Annotated in this window: 10 protein-coding genes; all 10 read right to left on the bottom strand. The window is 47.8% G+C overall.

The window, feature by feature from the left end:
- Window positions 1-278: 278 nt before the first annotated feature.
- Window positions 279-593 carry a type II toxin-antitoxin system RelE/ParE family toxin gene (locus ACIFQN_RS00950; protein WP_429831146.1) on the bottom strand — a complete coding sequence of 105 codons (315 nt, stop codon included), beginning with the start codon at window positions 591-593 and terminating at the stop codon, window positions 279-281.
- Window positions 590-853 (bottom strand): type II toxin-antitoxin system Phd/YefM family antitoxin, encoded by a 264-nt coding sequence (locus ACIFQN_RS00945; protein ID WP_429831145.1) that lies wholly within the window; start codon window positions 851-853, stop codon window positions 590-592. The genes ACIFQN_RS00950 and ACIFQN_RS00945 overlap by 4 nt, the downstream gene beginning before the upstream one ends.
- A 36-nt stretch (window positions 854-889) precedes the next feature.
- The gene (locus ACIFQN_RS00940) at window positions 890-1,114 is read right to left on the bottom strand and encodes an AraC family transcriptional regulator (RefSeq protein WP_429831144.1); all 225 of its coding nucleotides are present in this window, start codon (window positions 1,112-1,114) and stop codon (window positions 890-892) included.
- A 250-nt stretch (window positions 1,115-1,364) separates the two neighbouring features.
- On the bottom strand, window positions 1,365-2,435 hold the full coding sequence (locus tag ACIFQN_RS00935) for a GGDEF domain-containing protein (RefSeq protein ID WP_429831143.1): 1,071 nt from the start codon (window positions 2,433-2,435) through the stop codon (window positions 1,365-1,367).
- Between the two features lie 365 nt (window positions 2,436-2,800).
- Entirely contained in the window at window positions 2,801-3,565 is a 765-nt protein-coding gene (locus ACIFQN_RS00930) for a hypothetical protein (RefSeq protein ID WP_429831142.1), read from the bottom strand.
- A 175-nt stretch (window positions 3,566-3,740) separates the two neighbouring features.
- Entirely contained in the window at window positions 3,741-5,978 is a 2,238-nt protein-coding gene (locus ACIFQN_RS00925; RefSeq protein ID WP_429831400.1) for an S-layer homology domain-containing protein, read from the bottom strand.
- Between the two features lie 52 nt (window positions 5,979-6,030).
- Window positions 6,031-7,911, bottom strand: a complete 1,881-nt coding sequence (locus tag ACIFQN_RS00920; RefSeq protein ID WP_429831141.1) for a PQQ-binding-like beta-propeller repeat protein — start codon at window positions 7,909-7,911, stop codon at window positions 6,031-6,033.
- A gap of 14 nt (window positions 7,912-7,925) precedes the next feature.
- Window positions 7,926-8,477 (bottom strand): LemA family protein, encoded by a 552-nt coding sequence (locus ACIFQN_RS00915; protein ID WP_429831140.1) that lies wholly within the window; start codon window positions 8,475-8,477, stop codon window positions 7,926-7,928.
- Between the two features lie 45 nt (window positions 8,478-8,522).
- On the bottom strand, window positions 8,523-10,328 hold the full coding sequence (locus ACIFQN_RS00910; RefSeq protein ID WP_429831139.1) for a DUF2207 family protein: 1,806 nt from the start codon (window positions 10,326-10,328) through the stop codon (window positions 8,523-8,525).
- Window positions 10,329-10,384: 56 nt separating this feature from the next.
- Window positions 10,385-13,732 carry a tetratricopeptide repeat protein gene (locus ACIFQN_RS00905; protein WP_429831138.1) on the bottom strand — a complete coding sequence of 1,116 codons (3,348 nt, stop codon included), beginning with the start codon at window positions 13,730-13,732 and terminating at the stop codon, window positions 10,385-10,387.
- Window positions 13,733-13,887: the final 155 nt, after the last annotated feature.

The raw sequence follows: 13,887 nt of genomic DNA, 5'->3' as shown, positions 1-13,887 counted from the left end.
AAGCTTACCACCCGATATTCGTTTTTTGCCAAGTCCATCCCTCTTTACGGGCTCAGCAATACACTGAGTCGGTAAAGAGGGACTTTCTGTACTCAATTCTGATAAAGAAGGTTTCTCTCCCCCCACCAGCCTCCACCCTCATAACGCTAATAAATAAAAAACGGCATCTCTGCCGTTTCCGTAATTCCTATATGGTGGAGCATAGCGGGATCGAACCGCTGACCTCTTCACTGCCAGTGTAGCGATCTCCCATAATAGTTAATTTCACTACCCATAAATTACAACAAGTTATTCCACTCCCGCTTACCATAAAGAACCCTAACAATCGTAACTAACTTGTTGTTCTCAGAAACAATATAAAAAACGATATAATTTTCAACCACAAGTTTTCTAATTCCTTGATAAGCTAATTGTTCATCACTGACAAGTGCATATCGAAATGGCAATTGCTCCAACTCTAGAATAGATTCCGCCAGTTTTACCATCAGCTGATTGGCGGCTGCTGGATTCTTTAATTCATCTGCTATATAGTCGACAATCTCAAGTAAATCAGCCTCTGCAGGCCCAGTAATCATAATACTGTAGTTCTTCACTCTAAGAGTTCCTTCTGAATTCCATTTATGACTTCACGAAAGGGCCTTACTTTATTTTCTTTAACTGCATCCATACCTTCATCAAGAAGTTTATAAAGCTCAAATTTGCCTACAAGTCTTTCATAGGTTTCAATACTCATTACCGCTAAATCGCCTTTTCCATTTTTGGTGATATAAACAGGCTCTGAAAATTTATGACAAAAATCAGATATTTCATTATAGTTATTTCTCAAGTCTGAACTTGGTCTTATCGTAGGCATGAAGATCGCCTCCCCGTTAATCGTATCGTTATTTTATCATAATAACGATATATTATTCAAGATCTTTCCGGGAACTGTGCCATTCCTTCGTTTGCGAATATATTCATAAATGGTTTCTTTTGTAACCGCTTTAAAAACACGGGTGAAATGAAATTTTGAAAAAGCTGCTTCACTTGCAAGCTCATCCAAAGTCAGATCACAATCGATCCGGTTTTCCATATATTCGATGACCCTTAAAATACTGCCGTCATATAGTTCCATCTCTTGTCCTCCTCCCTAAGTAGATATACTTATTTTACCGTGTTTTGAAAAGTCGTTTTTTGATTTTAATTGCGTTATTTCATTCATACAAATCCATTATCAATCAATACTAACGTGTAGTCCCATCCTTGATTGTTCTACCGGCTACAGCCGTTGTCACAAAAAATGGCCAGCCAGTTTTTCTGGCTGACCACATAATGTGAAATTCTTCGCAAACCTTTACTGGAGGACCGGCAGCAATTCGTCATTATTAAATCAAAGCTACAACTTTATTTCTCCCGCTATTCTTAGCCTGATATAATGCCTGATCTGAGCGCACCATTATGCTAGATAGTTTTTCATGATGGAATTTAGGGACCGCTATTCCAATACTCACGCTGAAACCAAGTTCAGTTGCTTCATCTATCAAAAGTTTACAATCTTCTATATTTCTTCGTAACTGCTCTGCGAATTGAAGGACCTCTGAATGGTCAACATTATCGAAGAAAATAGCAAACTCTTCACCACCAATTCGCCCCAAGACATCGCCTTTTCGTAATGACTGACTACAAACCTCTGCCACTTTTTGCAGCGCCAAGTCGCCCACAGCATGTCCAAATGAATCATTAATTTTTTTAAAATGATCGATATCCAATAATAATAAAGCACATTCCTTTATACCGTCACGTGACGTCTGTTCTAATTTATTATCAACAGACTGCTCAAAAAATCGTCGATTACAAATCCCTGTTAATGGATCTGTGCTGGCAAGATGCAACAGTCTCGCTTCCATTTGTTCCGAATATCTCCGATAGTAATAGGAAGCGTATGCAATGCCTACAAAGTTGGCAACTGCATTAAATGCGTGAATCAGATTTAAGGTGCTGTAATTCAGCTTGTTAACTGGTGGATAGGTATGTGTATAGTCAAACATGAGTATCGTTGCAGTACAAAGAAATGCGGTTACCAGTAATCGTAGTAAAATCGCCCACCTTGAATAAAATACGATGATAACCAGAGAAAGAAAGTAATAATAATATCCCTGTTCCCAACCATATGCATATGTGCAATATAAGGTATGGGCGGATATTTCAAATATCCATAGAGCCGTTGCCGTTTTGAGAAAACCTCTGTAATTTAATCTTAGACAAAGCAAATCCAGAAAAATGGCAAGGATATTATTGATAAACACAATCGTGTCCCCCATTTTATAAAAGAGAGGGACAAAAATGATATGGGCAAAGAAAGCAAATAGAAACATAGAATTGCAAAATACAAAGAAACGATGATCGCTTGGACTAATATTCGCTGGAATGTGTACCAATTTTTTAGCTATATTCATAACGAATATCCTCTTCGTCACAATAGTTTTCTGGGGAAATTACACATCGTCCCCCTACAAGCAGATCACATGAATGGAATAGCAGATGTAACAACCATTAATACTGTATCGGAATAAATTATACAAAATTTGATATCGAAAATAAAAACAACAAAACAAATGCCCCATGACAGAACGCAAGCTATTTCGATTGCACCTCCGACGATATCCAACGGTTGATGTAACAACTGTAATATGAAGTAAGCTCCGTATTTAATAAAGGAACATCGTTCGGAAAACGACCCCATTTCACGATAAAAACTCCCTCCTTCAGAAGGATCCGAAAGAAGGGAGTGCTTCATAAGAATTCAATCTTTGCTTTTTGTCTATTTCACGATCGAGCTATCTTGAGTGGCAGGATCTCCGTTATCAAAATAAGAAGTGTCTACAATCCTCGCATAAATATATGGGTTTAAATTAGGGCTTTGTACATGGATTTTGATTCTTTCCAGACCTTCCACATTAAAGACAAGCTGCTTTACGGTGTCTTCCGGACTGACCGAATGCTTTTCCAGAACAGTCTCGGCTGTGTTTCCAGCAATGTCCACAGCGTTATAAAGCGAAAATTCCACCTCATGCTCTCCAGGGCTTATGACAGCGGCATCCAGAACTAGGCGTTTGTATTTGCGGTCGAGTTTAAAATAAATGTCGCCATATTGGTCGATCTTTAACACCTGTTTGAATTGTTTCCCGTTTACCAACGTTTCTTTGGAATCCTTTGTCGTCGTCACGTAGATGTTGTCAATCTCTAGCGGCATGGCAAAAAGCGGTGTTTTTTCTGCCGGTCTTCCGCCGATGTAAATTTTTTGACTGGCTGGATCAAATTCGATCGGCACTTTTAGCGCTTCAGCCAGAGCGCGGGCCGGTAAATAGTTCGTTCCCTGATAATAAATCGCCGCCAGCGGTTTTCCGTTTGGGTCTTTGGGCTGCCACAGCTCGCCTTTTACGACAAACGATACACCCCGATTAAAAAAGGCGTTAATTGGTTCCATATTTGCCGCTGCATAAGCGGATCCGAAAGAACTGACAAGGATCGCACCGATGAACAAGAAAATCTTGACTGCTTTCAGCTTCATCCATTTCATTTTCAATCAATATCACCCTTCCGTCATATAATGAACAACTGTCATCCGCTTCATTTGTTTTGTTTAAAAATCCCTCCTTCAGAGCCATTCTAAAGATGGGAGCGCTTCAAAAGCGCTTCAAACTTCACCATCTCTCTTCAATAATTTGTCAACATGGCAGTTCTCTTGTAAAAACCGCTGCTTACTTTTTCACTTTCAGCATGTTCAGTATGGCGGTTACCGATTCGGCACGGGTCGACGGTTCGTTAGGCCCGAACCTATTGTCGGTAATGTAGCTGGTGATGCCGTACTGTTTGGCTGCAGCGGCTTGGTCTCGGGCAAACGGAGGAATATCCATGTCATCCAGGTACCCGGCGGCGGCATCGTCTGCGACCGGCAGGTTGGCTGCTCGCACAACCATGACGATCATCTCGGTGTGGGTGATGGTCTTGTTAGGGCGAAACGTGCCATCGGAGTAGCCATGTATGATGCCAAGCTCCACACACTGGGCGATCTGCCCCATCGCCCATGAACCGATCGCGTCCTTGTCTTTGAAGGTTAGCTCCGCACCTTTGCCTTCGGGCTTCAGCGCGTTCATCAGCAGTACGGCAAATTCAGCACGGCTGACGCTGCGATCCGGTTTGAAGGTGCCGTCGGGATAACCATACGAGATGCCTTTGTTCACAGCCTGAACGATATTGTTTTTCGCCCAGTGCCCGTTGATGTCCGCCAGAAGATTGTTCTGCGCGGGGGCATTGCCGGGCGCAGGCACATTGCCGATTGGTTCTAGTACGGTAACCTTTGCTTTTGCGGTGTGGTCCAAGAACGTTGCGGTTAGATTCGATTGACCCGCACGCAAGCCGGATACCACCCCAGCCGGGCTCACGGAAGCTATATTCGGCTTAGAGGATTGATATTTCGTCTGATCCGTGACAGTTAAGGTGCTTCCGTCCGAATAAGTTGCTGTCACTTTGATCTGATCGTTGCCGCCGGTGGTAAGTGTGAACGCTTCACTATCCAGTGCGATCCTTGTCAAAGATTTACGTAAAAACAAATCCGGAACTTGACGGGGAACATTGGAAAACCCTTCAGGAGGCTCAGGCGGAAGCGTTTTGTATCCGAGTCGGTAAGAACCATTTTGCCCCCAGCTCCAAATGGTTCCATCGTTTTTTATGGCAAGCGAATGAAACTTACCCGTTCCAACGGCGACGAAAATCCCATTCAGATCGAGCTTCGTTGCAAGTGGACGATTATTGAAATCACCGGTTCCGAGTTGGCCATATCTGTTATCCCCCCACCCCCATACCGTTCCGTCGCTTAACAGGGCAAGTGCATGACCTTGTCCTGCAGAAATGGAGACGACACTGTTCAGCTCTCTGTTTGGATTCATGTTATAGACTACTTTTTGAGGGTCGAAAAATTCAGTCTGTTGGCCACTTGTTCCGTTGCCGAGTGAAGCAAGCAAGTTCAGTCCCCACGTCCATACCGTTCCGTTGCTTGCCAAGGCAACAGTAAACAGTTGTCCTTGCGCAATCGAGACAATCCCCTTCACTTTAGGCACCTGCTTGGGTGTGGGGTTAATTTCTCTTTTTGTATCGTAGCCAAGCTGACCATAAAAGTTACTCCCCCAAGTCCAGACCGTTCCATCGCTTCTCAAGGCGGCGGATTGAAGATATTGTGCGGAAATGGCGATGACACCGCTCAGATTGGACACATGCACAGGGACAGAACTACCACCCGTTGTTCCATTTCCGAGTTGCCCATAGTAGTTGTATCCCCACGTCCATACCGTTCCGTTGCTTTTCAAGGCTAAGGTATGGAGGGAGCCCGCTGCAATGGCGACGACATCGCTCATGTTGGGTACTTGCACAGGTACGGAACTGCCCTTGTCAATTGTTCCGATTCCGAGTTGTCCATGTTCATTATTTCCCCAAGTCCACACCGTTCCGTCGCTTTTCAGGGCCACGGTATGTCCGGTTTTGAGAAAAGACTCTCCTCCTTCTGCTGCAATGGCGACGACATTGCTCAAGTTGCTTACTTGCACGGGGACGGAACTACCCTTGTCAATTGTTCCGATTCCGAGTTGCCCATAACCATTTTCTCCCCATGTCCATACTGTTCCGTCGCTTTTCAAAGCAACGCTATGTCCGTCTCCCCCGATTACTGTGGGAACCGTTGCGGGTCTCGAAATTGGTTCGAAATTGCCTGGAATTTGAGCTCCATCCAGATTAATGTCAATTGGCTTGATTTTGATCGGTTTGATTATTTCGATGGGTTTGTTTACGTTCGGATCGGCAGCAAACTTTTGTTCAAGCTTTATTGCAGGTGCATCATAGCCTGCAGCAAGGGTAGTTGAAAACCCAAATATCGACATTGCTGCCAATAACAAGATGATCGCACCTATTTTCCACTCCGATAACCGGCGAGAATTTGATTTCATTTTCAACGCAGGAACATTCCTTTCCACTTTTTATCGGGGGTGACATTCATGCCTATTTTTTCACTTTCAGCATGTTCATTATGGCGGTTACCGCCTTGGCACGGGTCGACGGTTCGCTAGGCCCGAACCTGTTGTCGGCGATGTAGCTGGTGATGCCGTACAGTTTCGCCGCAGCAACTTGGCTTCGGGCAAATGGGGGAATGCTCGCGTCATCCAGGTACCCGGCAGTCGCGATATCGTCTGCGATCGGCAGGTTGGCCGCTCGCACGACCATGACAATCATTTCGGCGTGGGTGATCGTCTTATTCGGGCGAAACGTGCCGTCGGAGTAGCCATTTATGATGCCAAGCTCCACGCACTGTGCGATCTGCCCCACTGCCCACGAACCGATTGCGTCCTTGTCTGCAAAGGCTAGAGCCGCACCTTTGCCTGTGGGCTTCAGCGCGTTCATCAGCAGTACGGCAAACTCGGCGCGGGTGACAGTTCGATCCGGTTTGAATGTGCCGTCGGGATAGCCCTTGACGATTTCTTTGCTCACAGCCTGGATGATAGCATTCTTCGCCCAGTGTCTGTCGATGTCCGACAAGGATGAGTCAGGGTCAAGCAGCGCATCGTTCGCTTCGACTACCGTCACGACGCATTGTTTGAAATATCCTCCGTCCTCCGCACTCGCCGTAATCGTGGCCGTACCCGGTGCGATCCCCTTCACCTTGCCGGAATCGTCCACCGTGGCGATGCGATTGGCGCTGCTGGACCACACAATGTCTTGGATGGAAGCGTCGTCCGGCGTGACTGACGCCTTCAGCGTCTCGCTCTGCCCGACTTCCAAAGTCAATTTGGTTTTATTCAGGCTTACTCCGCTTACGTAGACCATCCCGATTGCGTATAAATTTTTGTCCAAGGATCCTACAAATACGGCTCCATCAGGACCAATCGCCGGTGAAGAGCCTACTTGATCACCTGTTGCGAAGCGCCATTTTTCCTTTCCGTTTGACTTGAGCGCATAGAGATTTTTGTCGAGGGAACCAAAATAGATGGTACCGTCTTCTGCGATCGCTGGTCTGGAGAGTACAGCGTCTCCTGTTGCGAAGTGCCATTTCTCCTTTCCATTCTCCGGATTAATCGCATAGAGTGTCTTATCATACGATCCGACGTAGATGGTTTCGTCTGCGCCGACTGCTACAGCTGAGAGCACTTGATTTCCCGTTGAGAAGTGCCATTTCTCCTTGCCATTCTCCGGATTGATCGCATACAGATTCTTGTCAACTGAACCTACGTAAATGGTGCCGTCTGCCGCGATCACCGGTGAGGAATAAATCGCATCACCCGCTTCGAAGGCCCATTTCTCCGTACCATTCGGCTTGATCGCATAGAGCTTCTTATCAAAAGAACCGACATAGATGGTGCCATCTGCTCCGATTGCCGGTGAAGAGACGACTTTGTCCGCCGCTACGAAGTGCCATTTCTTCTTCCCATTCTCCGGATTGATCGCATAGAGCCTATTATCCCAGGAACCGACATAGATAGTGCCGTCTACTCCGATCGCCGGTGAGGAAACGACTCTGTCCCCCGTTACGAATTGCCATTTCTTTTTTCCATTCTCCGGATTGATCGCGTAGAGTCTATTATCCCAGGATCCGACATAGATGGTACCGTCTGCTCCGATCGCCGGTGAGGAAACGACTTTGTCCTCTGTTTCGAAGTGCCACTTCTCATTTCCATTTTTATCAACTGCATAAAGATTATTATCGAGCGATCCGACATAGACGGTTCCGTCTGGGCCGATTGCCGGCGAGGAGAAGACCTCAGCTCCGGTTTCGAACCTCCACCTTTCTTTGCCGTTTGAGCTTGCCGTTGCGGAATAAAGCGGAAACAAACCGGCCAAACCAAAAACAAAACAGGTAACAGCAGAAAGCCATTTCTTTTTAAACATGGCAAAATTCCTTTCTATTCAAATTTCACCTGCTGGACAGACTTTTCCGCAGCATCGATGTGAAAAAACTGTTCGTGCTGAAAGTTGAACATGCCAGCGAGCAGGTTGGCCGGGAAACTCATGGCCGCTGTATTGTAGGCTTCCACCGCATCGTTGTAAAACTGCCTCGCGAAGCGGATTTTGTCCTCGATCGCGCTTACCTGCTGCTTCAGGTAGAGGAAGTTTTCGTTCGCTTTTAGCTCGGGGTAGCTTTCCGCTACCATCAACAATCTGTTCATGAGTCCGCCGATTTCACCGCTTGCTTCCATCTTGTCCTGAACCGACTGAGCGGAGGCGTACGTCGTTCTCAGCTCGGTGAGGAGGAAGAGTGTCTCTTTTTCGTGAGCCGCATAGCCTTTGACTGTTTCCACCAAATTTGGGATCAGGTCGAAGCGGTTTTTCAACACGACATCCACCTGCGACCAACTGTTGCGCACCCGGTTTTTCAGCATGATCAAGCGGTTATAGGTGATCATGCTCCACAGTAATAACAGGAGAACAATTCCAATCGTGATATAGACGACCATTCGCAACACCCCTGAAATAAATAAATGTACAAAGCCGTAAGCGCCTTAGAATGCACCGCGTCCGCCCCCGCCGCCTCCACCACCGCCGCCGGAAGAAAAACCCCCGCCCGATCCTCTTGAAGCTGCGTTGCCCTTCGCGGCAGAGACCGTCTTGTCGAACGATTCGGCAAAATGTTCAAAGTGTCGATCAAATCCGCCGTCCGTTGCCGCCCAATATACGGCATTGGTATGGCGATTCGCCTGTTCGTAATCGATCGCTGTCATCGCGATCATTTTCTTTGCCACGCCGAGCGGAATCGCATAGACGAAATAATGCTCCCACAGATGGACGGCCATCGGTTCCCTCGATGCCAGCTGGCTGTAATCATGGAGAAACCGCTTGAATGCCTTCCACTTGGCCCGTTCGGTTGCGCCGGTTTTCGTTCTTCTTCTCACTTTTATCCCATAGAGCAAGAGCGGGGTCGCACAAAGCGCAAGTTCAATGGCCGAGTAGAAGTAAATCAGCACGACTATTTGTGAGAGAGCCGCAATGACGGCGATTCTCGGACCGACTTTGGACGGATCGAAATACCCCTTCTGCCCAGCCTCCTTGACCACCATCGCTTTCCATTTGGTCAACCGTTGGGTAAACAGCTCGGCATTCGCCTTTTTTTGCGTGTAATGGCGGATATCGGCGAGCGATACTTCGTTGCTTTGGCCAATCTGGTGGAAAAACCAACTGATCAAATCCGCCTCGTGCGCCCTCAGTCCATCCGTCTGGTTGTTGATCAGCTTGAACAGGTAATCGGTTTTGTCTTTCTGAAACAAACCTCCGTCTTTCTTGACGACTTGCAAATCGACGTATTGTTTTCGCACCAGATCGATCAGTGTCGCCATGAGATCGTGGGGGTGAACCTTGCCGTCCATCAGGTAGCTGACGACCGCAGGGGTCACATCTGCGGGAAGCTCGCGATAGTAATTTCCGCTCCAATCCGGGTTTGGTTCCTTGCCGTATCGGAAGTAAAGAATCACGATGAGTGCAACATTGGCGGCGAGCAGGGCGATGGCATAATCAAACGAGCTCCACGGTTGCGGTTGGTCAGCTGCCCGTTCGTTGTCCGCCTGCTCAGCCCACGTTAATTCCTCCTGCCTGATCTTGTCGAGTACGGCAAAGTTTTTGATATTTGTGCTGTCCGGGACATAGGATTGGGGAAACAAGACTCTTGCTTCCAGCATCTGTTTTGCCTGCAGAGGGCTGACCCGATACATGACTGCCCCATCGCCGACGATTTCAACTGTCCCCGCCAATGGACCGTGCCCAAACGCCAGGATTTCGTCCTTCTTTACCCCGCCCGGCAGATCGATACGAATGCGTACGGTACCCAGCGTGCTTGGATTTGTCCGATCGAAGAATTTCCAATACAACTCAGCGGTATCCTTGTATACTTGCACGACATTTTTCCATTCGTACGTAAATTTAAACATTTTCGTTTCCTCGTTTATCTGGTTGTATACTTTGTACTGAATTTGCGTGCCTTCGCCGGACTTATCGAAGGAGAGCGGTATTTCTTGCTCCGGAGTCACTTCGAAGGCTTGAAAACCCTCGATGCCGTCGGAACCGGACGAATCGAGCTGCACCAAAACACCGTTAAATGCCCCATTGAATCGGTACGTATCCCGTTCGGTCACCTGCATGTCGCCCTTCGCATCAATTCGGGCATGAATTTCCACATCGCTGATCTCAAACGACCGTTCGCCCGCCTGATAGTACCGGACTAACAGGAACAGAAACAACAGTCCGGCGAGCCCTAAAGCGATGTTCCGGAACATGGCCATCGCCCTGCCCCACTTGCGGAAAAGTGGTTTTTTCATAGAAAAAACTCCCTCCTTCAGAGTCATTCTAAAGAAAGGAGCGCTTCAAAAGTGTTTCAAGTTGTTGATCGATTCAAATAGCAATCGATTTCCGCCAAAATATCAGGGGAGATCCTTTTGTTTTGTACGACTTCAGCTGCATGCTGCGGCATCGGACGCGCTGCGGCGGCTTGGGTTGCTGCGTTCATTTCGCGGCAGCGAATAAGATATTGTTCTTTGCCGGACCTCCGGTAGAGCTCCTCGTTCAACAGTAGTGCAGAGGTCCGATGCTCGGGCGACTCTGGATTCAGCTTCCACATCGCGAAATGAATGGCAGCCCGTTCTTGTTGACCTGGGTATTGTTCCGGCATCCTTTCCAACCGCTTGATAGCTTCGACAGGAGTTATCCACCCTAAATCCGTCTTCAATTGGGCCAGCAGTACAACAAGGTTCACCTGCATGTCTCTTCGTTTGAGCCGTTCGGCGATCTGCAGTGCTTCTTCAGCGGCCTCCACAGCACTTTCGTATTGATTCTGTCGCTGCCTCAGCAAGCTCATGAAATAAAGCGCGTCGCATTCGAAGAAAGGAATATGTTGCTGTTTTGACAGCCGTAACGAGCGCATGATCATCAGACCGGCCTCCTCATAACGCTGCTGCGCCATAAGATTGCATCCTTCGATACCGAGCACGACAGCAGCAATATGCAAATCCTTGATCAACACCGCTTCTTCAAGACAGAAGGCGATGCATTGCTCCGCTTGCAGGCGGGATCCGTGCAAATGATAGTACTTGCCCAGCATGCCGATGGCCATCGCAAAACTCATTCGAGCCCCGATCGATTTGCTGATCACCATCTTTTCGTTGATATGCTCAAAAGCCAGATCCATATCATCCGTTTCGAAATAAACCAGCGCTAACCCCCCCATCGCTTCTCCGACGAAATACTCGTCCCTGAACTCTGTGGCGAGCTTGATTTGTCTTTTGAACCAATGAACCGCTTGGTCGTATTCGCTTTGGTCATAATACTGGAATCCGATGACACCGAAAAATCGGCAATCGTCCCTAGACCGATTATCGACATCGGGCAACTCTATTCGTTCCAGCAAATAATAAAGTGCTTTGTCGTAATTTGCTCTGAAATAGTACAAAAAACCGAGCGTTCCATATACGAGACTCAACCCGGCATTGTCCTCCATCAGCTTAAAATGGCGGAGTGCCCGTTCCAAATGAAACCCCGCTTCTTCATATTTTCCCTGAAGACGCAAGCAATTTCCCAGCGCAGCGTCGCAGAAGGACCGCTCTTTGATGGTAACGGAGTAACCGAAACGTTCAAGCCAATCGCTGTAAGTTCTCTCCGCCTCTTTCCAATCTCCCACAATGATCAAGGCATCACCGAGTTTCAGCAAAATCGGCAGGATCTGTTCGGGAGGAAGCAGGATGCACAGCTTGCGATAATACTTTATTCTTGTATCATTGGCGTAAATCTTCTCAGCCGCCATTGCTGCCATTTCATAGTGGACAATGGCTTCCATTTCCATACCTGCACGCTCGTAATGAAAGGCGATTTCCGCAGCTAAGACTTCCAATTCACCCTGATGAAAAATACTCAAACTGCTCGCGATTTGCCTGTGAAATTGGCGGCGCTTGCTCTCTTTGTTCAGCTTATATGCAGTTTCCCTGATGATGTCATGTGTAAAATCGTACCTCCCGTTCCCTTCCTCTTGCAAAACCTTCACCAACACCAACCGCTCGATCCACTCATGGGCCAAGTCCTCTTCCATATTCGCCACTTTCGCTATAAACGCTGCCGATACGGGCCGGCCGATGGCGGCAATGACCGAAACAAGCCAGCGAAGAACCGGCGAAAGCTTGCTCAACCGATTTTCGATGACCAATTTCACCATAGGAGAAAGCTGAAATTCGCTGTTGCCGCCGCCCAATTGCCACTCTCGCAATGTTTCCACAATGAACAAAGGATTGCCTCCGGTATCAGCGTATATACCGGAGGCGTGGAGGTTCGCCAAGGCGTCGCCAATGTTCGCGGCCATCAGTCGTTTCGTTTCTTCCTCGCTGAGCGGAGAAAGATCGATTTCGGCCAGCTTCCGTTCGTTCCGTAATCCGGAGACAACATGTTCAACGGTATCGGCCGAGTCCTCCTCGGTTCTCATCGTCGCGATAACGAGCAGTTTGGCTTTGGAATCGCCCCGGAGAAGGTAAGCGAGCAGTTGCAGCGTCTCAGTGTCGCTCCATTGAATATCGTCAAGGACGAGCAGCAGCGGTTGCATGGACAGCAGCATTCGTTCGATCGCTTCGTACCATTGGTTCAACTGCCAGCTCTCCTGAACAGGATTTGGCTTCGGCAAGTCAGGGTATCGTTCCAACAGCTCCGGCAGCAAACGGGCCAATTCCGACAGCCAGATCGGGCTCAGGTCCGGCAAGGGAAGGCTTCTGAGCCAGACTGTGACCGGAGTGTAGGACAGGGACCTCACTGACGGATAACAGCCGGCCAATGCCGTTTCTGCCCCTTGGCTCTCCGCCCATGCTTTAAATTCCATGGCCAGTCTGGTTTTGCCGATTCCCGCCTCACCTTTTATGATCAGCAAGGAATTACGAGCGACCGTTGCCTGCTTCCAGGCGCTCAGCATCATTCCCCACTCGTCCATTCTGCCAATCAGCTTTGCAGGGCTGTGGTCAGCCCTCACAGTTTCGTCGCCTTTTTCCGTGAGCCTTTCCAAAAGCTGCGCTGTTTCTTCTGCAGGATTGATTCCCAATTCTTCATGCAGTGCCTTGCGTAATTTACGGAATATTCCAACAACATTTGTCGTATCACTATTTAAAGCATGCAGCTTCATCAGCGTGCGATATGTTTCCTCTCTTACTTTATTTTGGGCAAGCAGCTTATTGGCAAAAAATATGGCTGAGGAATACTCCCGCTGACTTATTAAAGCAGAAATGAGCTTATCGAGAACGTTACTATACGTTTGGGCCAGCTGTTCCCGCTTTGCTTGAAGCCACTCCTCGTAAAATCCTGGCAGCAGCTCGCCCCTGTACAGTTCTTCCGCTTTGCGCAGTTCCAAGAGGGTGCTTCCTTTCGCCGCCTGTTCAAACTCTCTAACATCTGAATAAAAGGCGAGGTCATGATTCCATCGAATGTATGCAGGGGTGATCTGGAGATAACGGTCTATCTGCGGAAAAGACTCCCGCAGACTATACAGGAGTTTCCGTAAATTGGAAAGCGCTTGCTTCTCAGTGGAATCCGGCCAGAAGTCAAAGGCAATTTTCTTCCTGCTTTGCGGCATGTCGAAAGTTAAAACCAAGTAGGACAGTAGCAGCCTGACCTTTCCAGCGGAAATAACCGTCATTATCTCTTTGCCGTCAAAGTTGACTCTCATGCCGCCTAACAGTTGAAAATGACAGTCCCCCAACCCGTTCACCCCCAATGCAAGTCTAATCGTAATCAATTTATTCAATTTTTTGCAGACAAATCCCTTTCATCCACGGGCAACTCTTCTTGAAAAGCAAAATGCGATGAAAAACCGGCTTGGAAGCTGGAATAAGCGGGAAAACCGAATTGCTAATG

The organism is Brevibacillus sp. NRS-1366, from assembly GCF_050467985.1.
This window is presented reverse-complemented; position numbering and strand designations above follow the sequence as displayed.

What these genes read in the sequence shown, in the direction of transcription:
- ACIFQN_RS00940 (WP_429831144.1), bottom strand. Translation starts at nt 1,114, where the DNA reads ATGGAACTATATGACGGCAGTATTTTAAGGGTCATCGAATATATGGAA.
- ACIFQN_RS00915 (WP_429831140.1), bottom strand. Translation starts at nt 8,477, where the DNA reads ATGGTCGTCTATATCACGATTGGAATTGTTCTCCTGTTATTACTGTGG.
- ACIFQN_RS00920 (WP_429831141.1), bottom strand. Translation starts at nt 7,911, where the DNA reads ATGTTTAAAAAGAAATGGCTTTCTGCTGTTACCTGTTTTGTTTTTGGT.
- ACIFQN_RS00925 (WP_429831400.1), bottom strand. Translation starts at nt 5,978, where the DNA reads ATGAAATCAAATTCTCGCCGGTTATCGGAGTGGAAAATAGGTGCGATC.
- ACIFQN_RS00935 (WP_429831143.1), bottom strand. Translation starts at nt 2,435, where the DNA reads ATGAATATAGCTAAAAAATTGGTACACATTCCAGCGAATATTAGTCCA.
- ACIFQN_RS00945 (WP_429831145.1), bottom strand. Translation starts at nt 853, where the DNA reads ATGCCTACGATAAGACCAAGTTCAGACTTGAGAAATAACTATAATGAA.
- ACIFQN_RS00910 (WP_429831139.1), bottom strand. Translation starts at nt 10,328, where the DNA reads ATGAAAAAACCACTTTTCCGCAAGTGGGGCAGGGCGATGGCCATGTTC.